Source organism: Thermoleptolyngbya sp. C42_A2020_037, assembly GCF_015272455.1.
Classification (GTDB): domain Bacteria; phylum Cyanobacteriota; class Cyanobacteriia; order Elainellales; family Elainellaceae; genus Thermoleptolyngbya.
On the sequence record NZ_JACYLP010000014.1, the window covers coordinates 61,212 to 76,817 of the forward strand.

Sequence of the window (15,606 nt, forward strand, 5' to 3'; positions counted from 1 at the left end):
AGCCCCTGCCGCGATAAAACCGACGCACTTGTACGGCGCGACTAATGAAATTCCTGGCAGCCCACAGACGCTAGACAGGTACTCTAAAATCGCAAATCTAAAATCCAAAATCTAAAATCCAAAATCTAAAACCCAAAATCCTAAAAGCCCGTCAGGATGACATAGAAGCCCCAGAGCGCAGCGGCGATCGCCACAATCGTAGACCAGAGGGGGTGTTCGCTGCGGCAGACCGCGCCCTGGGTGGTTTGGATGGTTTCTACGTCGATCCAGGGCGTTGCGCCCCGGCGAAACCAGCCTGTAACCGTGACGGGGCGGCCGATCAAGCCGCTGGGGTGGCGACCGGGTGCGAGGAGGCTGCCCAGTGGGCCGAGGCGATGTATGTGGTGCAGCCGGATTAGCCCTGTTTCGCACTGGAGTAGCAAGTCCTGGCTGGGCAAGGCGCAGATGCCTCGCTGACCCAGCAGCGTTCCCCGCAGGCGCAGCGGTTGGCCGGGTAAGGGAATTGGAGCCGGGGGCTGCATCAGTTCCACCAGAGACAGGTCGGCGGGAGCCGTGCGGGGAATGTCGCGGAAGAAGGAATTGATGCGGACAAACGTGCCGAAGCTAAAGCCCAGCAGCCCACAGCCCATCAGCAGCGTGCGATCGCCCCACATCCAGGTCAGCCCGCGCCAGTTGAACTGGGTGGCGACTCCGCCGACCAGCCAGAGGAAGAGCGCGATCGCCAGCCCAATGCCCAGCCCCAGGTATGGCGAGGCTTGCAGCAACAAAGGACGACGTTCCTTCCAGGACAGACGAGGCGGGGCAGCGGGCGGCAGGTCGAGTTCTGGGAACAAGCGCCAGTGCTGGGCATAGCGGCTGAGGTGCTGGAGGCGATCGCCCAGGGGTGGATGGGCATTGCTGACCGAGAGCCAGTGGCGGTGCGGGTTTTGGCAATCCCACTGGAGCAGGTCGGGGCTGGGATGCTGGGCGTAAAGGCTGCCCAGCGTGAGGGACGTTTTGATCCCAACGGGCATGAGCAGTTCCAGGCTTTCTAGCAGCGGACTGGTATGGCGTTGTTGAGCGACGGCTTGCGACAGGCCGAGGCTACATTTCAGCAGGGCGCGGCTGAGGGCGTTGGGGTTGCCCGTCAGGTTAGAGGAGGCGCGATCGCTGTAGAACAGTCGCCGCCGCGAAAACCATAGCCCCACGGCCCGACATAGCCAGAAAATGCCATAGCATAGCAGCGAGACTGCCATCGCCAGAGAGCGCAGAATAGCATTGCGCTGGCAATCGCCCCACTGCCCCAGCGCCCGATACAGCAGATAGGGCAGCAGCCCCACCAGCACGACGAACGACATCACGCCTGCGGTCCAGTGCTGCAAATGCCCGATTTCCCCGGCCACCAGCGCCGCAATCTCGTCATCCCGAAGCTGCGCCAACAGCCCCCGACTCACGACCAAATGCGACAGGCGAGGCAGCGATCCGTAGGTCAGCAGCAGCGGCGCGTCTGTGGGCAATAGTTCCAGCTTGGGCAGGGGGCGCTGCTGTTGGCCAAAGACTCGCTTTAGCACGCGGGCGGCTTCGGGGCTGGCTTGTTCCAGGGTGTCTACTGCTAGCGGCTGCATCTGGTAGGTTCGACGCAGCAGCAGTGTCATCAGCCAAGGTAGGGCGATCGCCAGACCCAACAGACCCAACAGCACCAGTGCCGCCGGATCGCGGTAAATGCTGTAATACCGAAGGTCAACCGGAAATGTGATGCGGGCAATCGTGTGGTTAAATAGCCAAAAAACTGCCAGCAGCAGCCCCCGCAGCAAGCCAAACAGGGCGATCGCCGTTCCCAGCCCCAGCGCCCACAGGCCCGCCCGATCCACCATCGGCAGCGGTGACCACTTCTGGGCACGGCCAGCCAGCCGCCAGTCAATGGGCGTTGTTTGAACGGGGGCGATCGCCGTGCCGCTGGGCAGGGGGCTTGCCGATGCAGCGGGGGGATGGCTAGGCGATCGCAACGGGCGGGTGGGAGGGCGACTGCCGGGAGCGCGAGTCAACCCCGCCGCGAGGTCATCTTCTGACGCAGGCCGGGCAGCGGCCGGGGGAGCGTCTAAAGACTGTGCCGATGCAGCGGCAGGTTCAGCAGCTTCTGGATGGCGCTGGGCAATCTCTGCCAGGGCTTTGGCGGCCCAGCGGCGGGTCTGCACATGGGAACTGTTGCTGAGGGTTTGACAGAGGGCGATCGCCTCCTGCACATTGCCCGATTTTTCGTAAGCCATCACCAGCCCCATCCGCGCCTTAAGCTGCACCGAGCGCTCGGCGGGTGTGCGAAATAGGCTCTCCAAATGGGCGATCGCCGTGCCATATTCCTGCCGCTTCAGCGCTGCCAGCCCCGCATCCAGCAGCGCCCGCGCCGCCGCGCCCGTAGAACCGGACGATACAGGCAATTTTGACCGCTCGCTCATATCCGCTCCTCGCTGGCGTGGCTCAAAGGATCATCTAGCCCAAAGGCTGAGTCAAGCGCTAAGGCTCGTTAAAATGCTGCGCTAGTCATGCGTTAGAGAAAGCTACACAATCCCTAACCCAAGCATAGGGGCTATTCGCAAACCGGCCCAGAGAAAAGTGCAACTTGGAAAAATGCAGCTTGCCTCTAGGCTTCCCAGAAAATACGGAAATTACACGCGATCGCGCTGCTATGAGGCTAGAATTACACCGCTGCGGGTTCCTGACCCGACGCGACCGGGGCGATCGCCCGCAGATTTAGCTCTGGATGCTCCCCTTCTACCTGCTGACAGTTCCACTCGTTTTTGAACAGCAGCACCGGGCGGCCCCAACTATCTTTTACGGTCACCGTGTTGAACAGGCGACCTGCCTTTTCCAGTGCCTCCCAGCCGCCGCCCACCCAGCGAGCCACACTATAGGGCAGCGGATCGAGCAGACTTTCCACGTTGTATTCATTCCGCAGGCGGAACTGCACCACTTCAAACTGGAGTTGCCCCACAGCAGCGAGAATCGGCTCTCGCTTCGACTCGTCCGTGGAATACATAATCTGCACCGCACCCTCTTCCCGCAGCTCGTTTACGCCCTTTTGAAACTGCTTGAACTTACTGGGGTTGGGGTTTCGCAGATAAGCAAACAGTTCTGGCGAAAAGGCGGGAATCCCTTCATATTCCAGCTTCTTGCCGTTGTAAATCGTGTCGCCAATGGCGAACATGCCGGGGTTGTTCAGACCAATCACGTCGCCGGGATAGGCCTCATCAAGGGACTGTCGTCCCTGCCCAAACAGCTTTTGCGGATGAGACAGGCGCACCGTTTTGCCCGTGCGGGCATGGTTTACCACCATGTCTTTTTCAAATTTGCCAGAGCAGACCCGGATAAACGCGATGCGATCGCGGTGCTTGGGGTCCATATTGGCTTGCAGCTTAAACACAAACCCGGAAAATTCGGGGTAGGTCGGATCAATTTCGCCCTGAGTGCTGCGGCGAGAACCGGGCTTCAGTGCGTAGTCCAAAAACGATTCCAAAAATAGCTCCACGCCAAAGTTGGTCATGGCGCTACCAAAAAAGACAGGCGTTAGCTTACCCGCGTGAACCTGTGCCAGGTCAAACTCTGTGCCCGCCGCCTCTAGCAGTTCTAGTTCTTCTTTGAATTGGTAATACAGGTCTTTTTCGAGCAGATCTTCGATGCGCGGATCACCTAGATTTACTACGGTATCTTTGGCCTCGCGGCTGCCGTGGGCCGTGCGCTCAAACAGGTGAATTTGCTGTTTGCGGCGATCGTAAACCCCTTTGAAGCGATCGCCCATGCCGATGGGCCAATTGACCGCATAGGTTTGCAGCCCCAACTCCTGCTCGATTTCATCCATTAGCTCCAGCGGCTCGCGCCCGGGTCGATCCAGCTTGTTGAAAAAGGTGAAGATGGGAATGCCCCGCATTCGGCACACTTCAAACAGCTTGCGGGTTTGCGGCTCTAGACCCTTAGCTGCGTCCTCCAGCATCACGGCATTGTCGGCGGCGGCCAGGGTGCGGTAGGTGTCTTCGCTAAAGTCCTGGTGTCCGGGCGTATCCAGCAGGTTGATTGTGTAGCCGCTGTAGTCAAATTGCAGCACCGTCGAGGTGATGGAGATGCCCCGCTGCTGCTCCATTTCCATCCAGTCTGAGGTGGCATGGCGCTGTGCTCGCTTGGCTTTCACCGCGCCTGCTTCGTGAATTGCACCTCCGTACAGCAGCAGCTTTTCCGTCAGCGTGGTTTTCCCCGCATCGGGGTGAGAAATGATCGCAAAGTTGCGCCGTTGGTCAACCGCAGTCGCAATTTCAGTTTGGAGGTCGGTGGTCATGCCAGCAAAGACTCAGAAGCAAGTAGAGCAAATACAGCAAGCAACCTTTATCGTAGCAAGCCAGCCCAAATCGTGGGCGATCGCCGGAAAAGCTGTCTTATCCGGTGAAGACAAAGGTACTCCTAACTCGACTCCTCACACCCATGACTGATCTTGAACAGCGCAAGCTCTATTCCGTCCTCTGCCACGGGTCGCAGTTGATTTGCTATTCGTTGGTATCGGTAGCAGTGCCTATCGTCTTGCTGCTGATTTCGGATGATCCCATCGTGCAGGGCAACGCCAAGGAAGCCATTAACTTTTACCTGACGGTGCTGATTTGGGGGATGATTTTCCTGGTGTTGTGCTTCGTGCTAATTGGCATTCCGCTGCTGATTGGGCTGGTGATTGTCAGCACGATCATGCCGATTATTGCAATGGTGAAGTCTGCGACTAACCTAGAGCGTCCCTATCGCTATCCCTGCATCTGGCACTTCATTGAATAGTGCCTGCATTCAGGAGTGCCTGAATAGTGCCTGAATAGTGCCTGAATAGTCCCTACTCTGCTGGAACCGTCCACCAGGCGAGGGCGTAGGACTGGGTGGGCGTGTTGACGCGATCGCGATACACGACGCGGATTTTGTAGCGCCCTGTTGCAGGAACTGGGTGAAAGATATGCTCCACGCTGTCTACCGCGCTGACGGAAGACCAAATGCGACCGCCCTCCCGCTCGTCCTCTGCCCGCATTAGGTAAACGTCTAGATTATTCAGCCCCTTGTCTTCAAAGGTTTCGCCGATGTCGTAGAGTCCATTGCGGTTAGTATCTTTCAGTTCGACCACGCGGTTCCAGGCGAGGGTGATGGCGACGTGGCTGCCTGCTACCAGCGGCCGCTCCAGCACATAGTCTCGATAGGCGGGCGCGTCTCGTCCGGTGCCAACGGTGCGATAATCCCAGCCAACGGGCGGCACAGGCGCATCAGGCGCAAACTGACCCGAACCGAACTGGATCAGCGACCGATAGGCGTGCAGATGCCCCGTACCCATATCAGCATCCAGGGGTTTGGCTTCGTCTGTGTAGGCATCGGAACTGAGCCAGTCGCGGTTTTGCTTGTTGACGGCGGTGCGGGTCATGCCCAGCATCAGGCCGTCGCCCCGGTCTTGAATCTTATCTGCCGCGTTCATCATTACCGCCTTCATTACTTCGTGGCGGCGGGCATCCAGGCTCCAGTTGGGCTGCTGTTCGCGGATCTGGCGATCGCCATATTCCTGCAACAGCGCCACCATCGCTGTGACGTGCGGTGCTGCAAAGCTGGTTCCCGTGGCGGGGTTGCTGAGGGTTCCGTCGGGGTTGATGGTTTGGATATTGGTGCCGGGAGCCATCAGGCTGACCGAGCGGCGCGGGCCGACATTGGTCTCCGGTTCACGGGCCCTGCCATAGATGGGGGGCGGCTCGCTCCCCAGGTCAAAAAAGCTGACCTTTCGATATACGCCGTTCACGGCGATCGAGTTCGACACGATCATGCCGTTAAAGTTGTCGGTGGGGATGGGGATGCCGCCTTCGCCCTGGTTGCCCGCAATCACGTACAGCACATTGTGCTGATTGGCCGACCAGTCGATGCACTGGGTCAGCAGGGCGTTGCCGTCCAGCCGCGCATTGGGGCGCGGGTCTTGCGACAGCGACTCGCCGAAGCTGAAATTAATTGCCCGCACATCGTCGCCGTTTTGCAGCGCCACCGTCTGCGAGGCGAGGCACTCTTGCGGCTGTCCGCCGCGCCGCTCAAAGCCCGCTGCTGCTGCGTAGAGCTTCGCCTCGGGCGCAACGCCCTGCACCAGCTTGTCGTTGCTCACCATGACGCTGGCGACGCTGGCCGCATGGGGGTCAACGGTATCGTTGGGACGAGCTACCCCATCCCGAAAGAACACCTGGCGCACCCGCACCGCAAAGTTATTGGCAGCGGTTTTATCGAGGCCAAACAGGGCCGGGCGACCGATTTCTACCTGACCAATGGCGATTTTGCGGCCCATGAGGTTGTAGGGTTCAGACTGCACCCGACGCGCATCGATGCCGCCTGCTTCCATCGAGGTCATAGAGGCAATGTAGGCGATCGCCGGAGTGCCCAGCAGCGACATCGCCATTCCCGCCATAACCCACCGCAGTCGTTTTGCCAGTCGCCGCTTTGCCATGAAATCGTTCCCCCAACAACAGCCTGAAAAGTGGATTTGCCTTACATCCTAAAGTTTGTCGCAGCGAACGGCAACCAAAAAGGACGACCGGAGTGCGATCGCCCTTTGAAGCTTGAAGCTCAATGAACCGATATAAGAAACGAGAATCTATCGGACTCTATGCGCCCCACGCGGTCAGCCGAGCTAAGAGTTTGCCGTTTGGGTAGACAGCAGTTCCTTTAGCTTTTCTAGCTCTTGGGCCCAGCGAGGATCGGGCTGCACAGATTCTGGCTCGGCTGGGGCGGCTGTCTTTTTGCCCTTGCTGTTTTTCTTGCGGTTGCCGTTACTGGCGGCGGGAGCAGCCTCCTCTCCCTCCTCGCTGCCCTTTTCGCGGGGCTGGGCGCGTTCAATTTTCAGCGGGGTTTCCTTAAACAGGAAGCCATCAAACTTTTCAATGACCTGGTCTGCCTGCTCTTCGCTTTTCACCGTGACAAACCCAAAGCCGCGGCACTTCCCCGTTTTGCGGTCGGTGATGATCTTGGTGGTCAAGGTTTCATCAAACTCCGCAAACAGGGCAGCCAATTCTTGCCGCTCTAGCTCTTTGGGCAAATTGCCTACATAAAGACGAATGGACATGGTATCGAAGATTCCTCCAGGTTGAATTCAGTCTAATAGCTTGGAAGTCTTGCTATGAGAAGCCTGTAGTGCGGGCGATGTCCCCAGAGCAGGCTGGTTTCCAGAGCAGGCTGTGGTTTATTAAAGTCTGATGGAAACGCTCAGGTGAGTATTGAGTAGGCAAGTTCCTTCGGCGTATCGACAAACCTGTCGAGGACAAACCTGTCAGGCCGTCAGGATTTGCGTTTAGCGTTCGCTCGTTATGAGTCCGTTATGAGTCTGTTGAAAATTGCGGCGTAGGATACCGTCGCCTTCACTAAGGTATCACGGCGACTGGCTCCGAAGATGGCAATTATATAGATTTCATGCTGGGGTTGTAGGGAGAAATGGGCCGATGTCCCTGGTTTTGGGTCGATGAATCAGCGCGTATTTCGCTGCCGAAAGACGATTTCGGGCAATCAATCGCGCTACAGCGTTTTTGAAGCTAGTGAGGCACACGGATGGTCAATAAGCCCTTGCCTCGTGAGGGCAGCATGTGCCTCACCCCGCAAGAAAATGCTGTAGAAGCGCTTGTTAGCCAAAATTTTCTTAGAAATTTCCTATTTTTACCGCAAGCTCAGAGATCGCAGACGATTAAAAGCTGCGGCAAGTTCCAGCGTCCGAACGGCAACCAAATCTCCCTGGGGATAGGCTGTTAGTTCGTCTATCTGGTCGGCGGCAAGCTGAGGTGCGATCTGGGTGAGTACATTGGGCAGTGTGCGGCGACCGTCCAGATAGTGCTGCTGTAGATAGGCGATCGCCGCGCCAATGGTTCGCACCTGTCCTACTTCCACCAGTTGCTCCACCGCAGACAAATCTACCGTTTCTGAACCGAACACTAGTTCGTCGATGTCCCGTGCCTTCAGTTTGAGGGTGCGTTCTGGGCGATCGCCCTCCACCGGGCGAGTATCCCCCCGGCGGCCGCCGTGCCAGGATTGTTCCCCGCGTTTTTCGGGCGAGTCGAGCCGTTTGGGGAGCGGAATGCGAGGGGTGAGTGAACCAAAGTGATCGCCCCCTTCAGCAGTGCGTTGAGTGGCAAACTGAGTGGCGATCGCTCTGGCCTGTTGGGTCACGTCCTGGGGCTGATAGTCGGTCATGGCAATGACAGTATCCGCCACGTCGAAATAGTCGCCGCTGCCGCCCATCACCAGAATTGTAGATACGCCGTAATCCTGGTAAAGCTGGCGGATTTTGTCGATTAGGGGTGTGATTGGCTCCTTGTCTTTGGCGATGAGGGCCTGCATCCGGCGATCGCGGATCATAAAGTTTGTAGCGGAGGTGTCTTCGTCTATCAGGAGCACCCGCGCTCCCGCCTCTAGCGCCTCGACGATACTGGCCGCTTGGGAGGTGCTGCCGCTGGCGTTTTCGGTGCTAAAGCGCGTCGTCGAGCGGCCCTGGGGCAGGTGGTTGATAAAGGGCGAAATGTCTACGCCCGTGATGCTGCGGCCGTCTTCGGCGCGAATCTTCACGGCGGCGGCATCGGTCACTAGATGTTCGCGCCCGTCGCCAGGAATGGCGGTGTAGATGCCGAGGGTGATCGCCCTGAGCAGGGTAGATTTGCCGTGGTAGCCACCGCCGACGATGAGCGTGATGCCTTTGGGAATGCCCATGCCCGAAATCTTGCCCTGGTTGGGGCGATGGAACTCCACCCGCAGCGACGCAGGTGAGCGAAATCGCACGGCGCTGGAGTCTTGAAGCGGGCGCTCGTCTACGCCGCTCTGGCGAGGCAAGAGCGCTCCATCGGGGACAAAGGCCACCAGCCCCCGCGCTGCCAACTGGTCGCGCAGCCAGTCGGTGTCTTCTGCCATGGTCAAATGCTGCTGGAGTTCGGTTGGATTCAAAGACTGGTAGAGGAGCGATCGCCTCACGATCAGCAGCAGGTCGTCGCACAACAGTTCTGCCGCCGTGCGTCCCAAGATTTGTCGTCCCCGTGCGGGCAGCCCAACCCAAAATCGCGCTTCAACAGCCGCCTCCGACACCCAAAGAGCCGATCGCTCCAGGATGTATTGACTGGTAGGGGCGATCGCAATCAGACCACTGTTGCCGCTGCCCCGCTTTTCGCGCACCGCTGCCGCTGCTTTGCCAAACTGCCGCGTCAAATAATCCCGCAGAGCGATTTCCCGGCTGCGCGTGTGGAACGTTTCTGGCGGGAAACCCGCCTCCGCCTGGGGCACGACGACCCGCAGCCGACTGGGAGCCGCAAACGGGTCGCCCTGCACAAAGTCAATATGCAACGTAAAGCCCGGAAACCGATAGCTGCCCTGAATCTCTTTATAAGCCTTGTAGCCCAGCCCATCCAGCCGCACCAGAGTTTGCCGCAGCACCCGATCATTTGCCATAGCACCTATTCATCCAGCCAGCCAAAGACAGTTTAGGGAAGAAGGAAGAGAGAAGAAAGAAAAAAGAATAGAGAAAAAAGAAGAGAGAAGAACAGGTTTTCCTTCTTCGTTCTTCCTTCTTCGTTCTTCCTTCTTCCCTCTTCCCTCTCCCCTACCCCAGCACGCCCAACTCCTCGCGCACGGGCGTTTCTACCCGAATCGGCAACAGTTTCACCGCGCAGGCCTTTAGTTCTGGCTGTTTCGAGTCGGGACAGGCTGCGGGATGGGTGAGGGCGTTGGCTTCGGCATGGTCGGCCCAGAGTGCGCCCCAGTGCATGGGCACGAAGACGGTTCCGGGGGCGATCGCCCGTGTCACTTTTGCCGGAAAGCGGGCCCAACCCCGGCGCGATCGCACTTCTACCAGTTCTCCCTCGACAATGCCCAGTGGCTCTGCGTCGCGCGGGTGAATTTCGATAAAGGGGTTGGGGTGCATCTGGGTAATCTTTTCGGTGCGGCCGGTGCGGGTCTGGGTGTGCCAGTGCCCATACAGTCGTCCCGTTGTTAGCACCAGCGGAAAGTCGGGGTCGGGGGGTTCTGCCAGCCCCCGCGAGTGAGCGGCGCTAAAGCGGGCCCGTCCGTCGGGCGTGTGAAATTGCAGATCGGTGTAGAGGCGCTTGGCGGGCTGGGTCTGCGATTCAGGGTTCTCACCGCTGGACAGCGGCCATTGCAAGGGGCCCTCCTGCTCTAGCCGCGCATGGCTGATGCCGCTCATGTCGCAGGGGCGGCCCTGGGTGAGCTTCACAAATTCGGTATGGACTTGGGCAGCGGTTTGAAAGGGGAACTGGGCAGCAAACCCAAGGCGGCGGCCGACTTCGCAGAAAATTTCCCAGTCGGCGCGGGCTTCGCCGGGGGCGGGCTGGAAAGCTTTAGCCAGCGTGACCATGCGCTCCGAGTTGGTCATGGTGCCGCTCTTTTCGCTCCACTGCGTCGCAGGCAGCAGCAGATGGGCAAATTCGGCGGTTTCGGTGGGAAAGTAGGCTTCTTGATAGACCGTAAAGGGCGATCGCCCCAGGGCCGCCTTTACTCGCACCAGATCGGGCAGGCTCACGGCCGGATTCGTCGCCGCAATCCAGAACAGGCCAACCTCCCCTGCCTCTAGCCCGCAAATCATGTCCCACACGGTGCGTCCGGGGTTGGGCGAAATTTGTCCCGCTGGCAGATTCCAGGCGTGTTCGACCTCAGCGCGATGCTGGGGATTGACCACAAATCGATAGCCAGGGAGCAGGTGCGACAGGCCGCCCGCCTCGCGGCCGCCCATTGCGTTGGGTTGGCCCGTTAGGGAAAAAGGGCCTGCGCCGGGTTTGCCGATTTGCCCGGTAAGCAGGTGCAGGTCGATCAGGCTGCGGACTTTGGCCGTGCCCTCGCTCGACTGGTTCAGCCCCATCGACCACAGCGACAGCACCCGCCCCGACTCGCCCCACCAGCGGGCAGCGGTTTCCAGGTCAGATATAGCAATTCCGCAGCGATCGCTCACAATGTCCGGCGGGTAGTGGCGCACTACTTCGGCATAGTCGGCGTAGCCGTTTGTGTGCTGCTGAATGAATTCTGGCTGCTCATAGCCCCACTGCATCAGCAGGTAGGCGATGCCGTTGAATAGGTCAATATCCGTACCGGGGCGAATGGCCAGGTGCAGGTCGGCAGCGTCGGCGGTCTGGGTGCGGCGCGGATCGACCACAATCAGGCGGACATGGGGCGTTTTTTTGTGATATTTCCGCAGTCGGTTGAAGGCGATCGGGTGGCACTCGGCCATGTTGCTACCGACGATCACCGCGCAGTCCGTTTGCTCCAAATCCTCATAGCAGCAGGGCGGCCCGTCTGCCCCAAAGCTCTGCCCATAGCCTGACACCGCCGAGGACATGCACAGCCGCGAGTTGGCATCGAAGTTATTTGTCCCCAGGCAGCCCTTCATGAGTTTTTGGGCGGTGTAGTAATCTTCCGTGACGAATTGGCCGGAGCCATACATGCAGATGCTATCAGGGCCGTGGCTGGCAAGGACGGCGCGAATGCGATCGCACAGTTTGTCCAGCGCCTCATCCCAGCTAATTTGCCGAAAGTCTTGCTCCAGCGACTCGCGCCACATCGGATAGAGTAGTCGATCCTTGCCAATCGACTCTGCCACGGTTGCGCCCTTGACGCACACCATCCCCTGGCTGGACGGATGAGCGCGATCGCCCCGCACCTGCCACGCCCCCTTGCCCTGCGACGGCACCACCTCTAGCCCACAGCCCACGCCGCAATAGGGGCACAGGGTTTTAACTAGCGTTTCTTCCTTCACGACTCTCTCATGCTCCTCAAACTCAGCCCACGTCGTCATGGGCATAGCGGTGATACAGGAAGTCCAGCGCTTCGTTCCGCAGTTCGTAATAGCGTGGGTCTTCCATGACGCGGCCGCGATTGCGGGGGCGGGCAAAGGGAATGTCGAGAATTTCGCCGACCTTGGCGGCGGGGCCGTTGGTCATCATGACGATGCGATCGCTCAGCAAGAGCGCCTCGTCGATGTCGTGGGTAATCATCAGCACCGTGACCCGGTGATCCGTCCAGATTTTTAGCAGTTCCTCTTGCAATTCCTCGCGGGTGATGGGGTCGAGGGCCCCGAAGGGTTCGTCTAGCAGCAGCACCTCCGGGCGCAGGGCCAGGGCGCGGGCGATGGAGACGCGCTGCTTCATGCCGCCAGAGAGGGCGCGGGGTTTCTTATCCATCGCGTCAGATAAGCCCACCATCGCCAGATGCTCGCGGGCGATCGCCGCCTTTTCGCTCTTGGAAAGCTCTGGTCGTGCCGCGTGCAATCCCAGGTAGACGTTCTCGTAGGCCGTCATCCAGGGCAGCAACGAGTAGTTTTGAAACACCACCATGCGATCGGGGCCAGGTTCCGTAATCCGCTGATTTCGCAGGCGCACCTCGCCGCTAGTCGGCGTGCGAAAGCCCGACACCATATCCATTAGCGTCGATTTGCCGCAGCCGGAATGGCCGATGATGCTGACAAATTCACCTTCCTGTACCGCCAGATTCACGCCATCCAGCACGGTGTAGGTGCCGCCATCTTTGGTGGGATACACCTTCGAGACATTCTCGATCATCAAAAACGCATCGGTCGTGGGTACAGGCTGCGGCTGGAGTTGGTTTGAGTCGAGAGTCTGCATTGTTAAGGATTCAGGGTTGAGAGAGAGGAGAGAATGGAGCATAGAGCTGGCTTTTTACACCTCACACGGTTACGACATCAACGCTGACTTCCTCAATTTGCACATCGCGCTTGATAGCGAGGCTGTTGAGATAGCCGATGGGGTCGTCGGGGTCAAATACGCTGCCGTCGGCAAAGTGGATGGGACTGCGGTTGGGTTCGGTGTCGAGCAGGCCCAGGTCGCGGGCGGCGGCTCCGAACACATCCAGGCGGCGGGTGCGGTCGAGGATGTCGAACCAGTTGCGGGGGAAGGGGGTGATGCCCCAGCGGGCAAGCTGTGTCATGATCCACAGACCCTCGGTGCGGTAGGGGCAGTTGGTGCGATCGACGAAGAACTGGTTATAGCGCAGCAATTGCTCTGGCTCGTCGCCCGTGCCCCGGTCGTAGGGGGTGACTAGGCCGGGACGGATTTGTTCGACCGTCGCGCCAACATACTCGTCGCGGGAGAGGAGTTCGGCCAGGGCTTCGCGGTTGCGGCGATCGTCGCAATATTCGCAGGCTTCGAGTAGGGCTGTAACAAGGGCGATGTGGGTTTTGGGATAGCGGTTTGCCCAGTCTTCGCGCACGCCCAGCACTTTTTCCAGGTGGCCGGGCCAGATGTCGAGGTCGGTGGCGATCGCATAGCCCAGCCCTTCCTGAATAGCGCGGGAGTTCCACGGTTCGCCCACACAAAAGCCGTCGATGCCGCCGCCCTTAAGCGCGGCCACCATCTGCGGTGGCGGAATGGTGACAATGTTCACGTCTTGGTCAGGGTCGATGCCGCCTGCCGCCAGCCAGTGGCGCATCATCAGGTTGTGCATCGAGGCGGGGTGAACCACGGCCAGCGTGGGCACTTTGTCAGGCGTGCGGGCGATCGCCGCTTTCAAGTCCTCCACGGTTCGCACGCCCGCGTGCAGAAAGCGCTTGCTAAGGGTGATGGCGTTGCCGTTGCGGCTGAGAACCAGGCCAGTGGTCACGGGGACAGGCGCTTTGCCGCCCATGCCCAGGGTCAGCGCTAGGGGCATCCCGGCAATCATCTGGGCGGCATCCAGGCGGCCGCTGGTAATGCCTTCGGCGATCGCCTTCCAGCTTGGTTCGCGGCTGAGGGTCACCTGCTCCAGCCCGTATTTCTCAAAAAAGCCCAGTTCCTTGGCCACCACCAGCGGCGCACAGTCCGTCAGCGGCACAAAGCCCAGTTCCAGGTTCACCTTTTCCAGTCCATTGCGGGCGATCGCCCCCACCTGCATGGCCGCCTTGCGCTTCTTGGCCTGCTTTTGCTGGTTCAGGAAGTAGACAATTTCGCTCCGCATTCCGTAATAGCTGGGATGGTTGACTACCTCCAGGCGATCGCGCGGTCGCTCGAAGGTCACGTCCATAATCTGCCCCACGTAGGATTCTGGCCCGTTGGTCAGCATCACGATGCGATCGCTCAGCAGCAGCGCCTCGTCTACGTCGTGCGTCACCATGATGCAGGTGAGTTCGTGTTCCTCGGCGATCTGCATCAACTGGTCTTGCAGGCTGCTGCGAGTGAGCGCGTCTAATGCGCCAAAGGGTTCATCCAGCAGCAAGAGCTTGGGACGGATGGCCAGGGCTCGGGCGATCGCCACCCGCTGCTTCATGCCGCCGGAGAGTTGCCCTGGCCGCTTGTCGGCCGCGTGGCGCAGGTTCACCAGGTCGATGTGCTGCTCCACGATGGCGCTGCGTTCCGCTTTGGGAGCCGTCGCCATGACGCGGTTCACCGCCAGAGCAATATTTTCGCGCACCGTCAGCCAAGGCAGCAGCGAATAATTTTGAAACACCACCATCCGGTCAGGGCCGGGTTCGGTGACCTGGCGACCTTCCAGCACCACGCCGCCTGCCGCAGGTTTCGCCAATCCCGCAATAATGTTCAGCAGGGTCGATTTGCCGCAGCCGGAGTGGCCCAGCAGCGAGATAAACTCGCCCTTGCGAATCGTCAGGTCAATATTCTTCAGCGCAATGTACTCTCCGCCACCAGGGAGCGGGAAGACCTGATCTACGTGGTCGATTTCTACAAATGGCAGCATGGGGATTTTAGATTTTAGATTTTGGATTTTGGGATGCTTATTTCTGTTCTTCGGGCACGACGCGGGAGGCGATGAAGCCGATCAGCGCGTTGAGCAGCAGCCCCACCAGACCGACGTAGATAATGGCGAGGATCACCTCGCTATTGCTACCGCTGTTGTAGGCATCCCAGATAAAGAAGCCGATGCCTACGCCGCCGGTGAGCATTTCTGCGGCAACGATCGCCAGCCAGGACAGACCGATGGCGATCTTGAGGCCGGTGAAAATATAGGGCACAGTGGCAGGCAGCAGCACCTTGAGGAAGTAATCGAGTCGGGACAGCTTTAATACGCGGGCGACGTTGTTGTAATCCTGAGGAATGTTTTGCACGCCGACGGCGGTGTTGATGATGATGGGCCAGATGGCGGTGATGAAAATCACGAAAATGGCAGCGGGCTGGGAGTCGCGGAAAGCCGCCAGGGAAATGGGCAGCCAGGCCAGCGGCGGCACGGTTCGCAACACCTGAAAGATGGGGTCGATCGCCTGAAACATCAGCAGACTTACGCCAATCAGGATGCCGAGGGCGATCCCAGCGATCGCCGCTAGCGTGTATCCCACTGCCACCCGCTGCAAACTCGCGGCAATTTGCCAAAACAAGCCCTGATCCGTACCGCTGCCGCGATAGAACGGGTCGATAATCAGTTCCCACGTATCTTGCACCACTTGGATCGGTCCCGGCAGTGGCGCATTGTCGCCCGAACACAGCAGTTGCCAGATGCCTAGGAGAACGAAGAGGGCGATCGCCGTTGGGATGGAACGACGAATGGTCTTGCCAAGCCATGCGCCCAAGCTGGAAGAGAGCGATCGCCCAGAACGGCGGGGAGAAGAGAGGTCGGCTGTCATACGCTAGGTATTAGGGGTTAAGAGTTGGGAACAAGAGGCTGGGAACTGGA

The 15,606-nt window shown here is 59.4% G+C and carries 10 protein-coding genes; 1 reads left to right on the plus strand and 9 read right to left on the minus strand.

What is annotated here, in order from left to right; all coding sequences use genetic code 11:
• Positions 1 to 140: 140 nt before the first annotated feature.
• Positions 141 to 2,432, minus strand: coding sequence for a M48 family metalloprotease (locus tag IGS16_RS04085; RefSeq protein ID WP_297083528.1), 2,292 nt, complete (start codon positions 2,430 to 2,432; stop codon positions 141 to 143).
• Between the two features lie 242 nt (positions 2,433 to 2,674).
• Positions 2,675 to 4,303, minus strand: coding sequence for a peptide chain release factor 3 (gene prfC / locus IGS16_RS04090; RefSeq protein WP_297083530.1), 1,629 nt, complete (start codon positions 4,301 to 4,303; stop codon positions 2,675 to 2,677).
• Positions 4,304 to 4,446: 143 nt separating this feature from the next.
• Here prfC and IGS16_RS04095 point away from each other — a divergent pair, with 143 nt between their 5' ends.
• The gene (locus tag IGS16_RS04095; RefSeq protein WP_297083532.1) at positions 4,447 to 4,785 is read left to right on the plus strand and encodes a DUF4870 domain-containing protein; all 339 of its coding nucleotides are present in this window, start codon (positions 4,447 to 4,449) and stop codon (positions 4,783 to 4,785) included.
• Positions 4,786 to 4,837: 52 nt separating this feature from the next.
• Here the strand turns inward: IGS16_RS04095 and IGS16_RS04100 are convergent, their stop codons facing one another.
• The 7 genes from IGS16_RS04100 to ntrB all read right to left on the minus strand — a co-directional run bounded on the left by IGS16_RS04100 (position 4,838) and on the right by ntrB (position 15,556).
• Positions 4,838 to 6,463 carry a S8 family serine peptidase gene (locus IGS16_RS04100; protein ID WP_297083534.1) on the minus strand — a complete coding sequence of 542 codons (1,626 nt, stop codon included), beginning with the start codon at positions 6,461 to 6,463 and terminating at the stop codon, positions 4,838 to 4,840.
• Between the two features lie 183 nt (positions 6,464 to 6,646).
• On the minus strand, positions 6,647 to 7,078 hold the full coding sequence (locus tag IGS16_RS04105; RefSeq protein ID WP_297083536.1) for an RNA-binding protein: 432 nt from the start codon (positions 7,076 to 7,078) through the stop codon (positions 6,647 to 6,649).
• 584 nt (positions 7,079 to 7,662) lie between these two features.
• A complete protein-coding gene (locus IGS16_RS04110) occupies positions 7,663 to 9,435 on the minus strand; it encodes an ABC-ATPase domain-containing protein (protein WP_297083538.1) in 1,773 nt (590 codons plus the stop codon).
• A gap of 151 nt (positions 9,436 to 9,586) precedes the next feature.
• Positions 9,587 to 11,788, minus strand: coding sequence for a molybdopterin oxidoreductase family protein (locus IGS16_RS04115; RefSeq protein WP_297083703.1), 2,202 nt, complete (start codon positions 11,786 to 11,788; stop codon positions 9,587 to 9,589).
• Positions 11,772 to 12,614: a nitrate ABC transporter ATP-binding protein gene (locus tag IGS16_RS04120; RefSeq protein ID WP_297083539.1), complete on the minus strand. Its 843-nt coding sequence runs from the start codon at positions 12,612 to 12,614 to the stop codon at positions 11,772 to 11,774. The genes IGS16_RS04115 and IGS16_RS04120 overlap by 17 nt, the downstream gene beginning before the upstream one ends.
• Positions 12,615 to 12,675: 61 nt before the next feature.
• A complete protein-coding gene (locus IGS16_RS04125) occupies positions 12,676 to 14,676 on the minus strand; it encodes a nitrate ABC transporter ATP-binding protein (protein WP_297083541.1) in 2,001 nt (666 codons plus the stop codon).
• 37 nt (positions 14,677 to 14,713) lie between these two features.
• Positions 14,714 to 15,556, minus strand: coding sequence for a nitrate ABC transporter permease (gene ntrB, locus IGS16_RS04130; RefSeq protein WP_297083542.1), 843 nt, complete (start codon positions 15,554 to 15,556; stop codon positions 14,714 to 14,716).
• Positions 15,557 to 15,606: the final 50 nt, after the last annotated feature.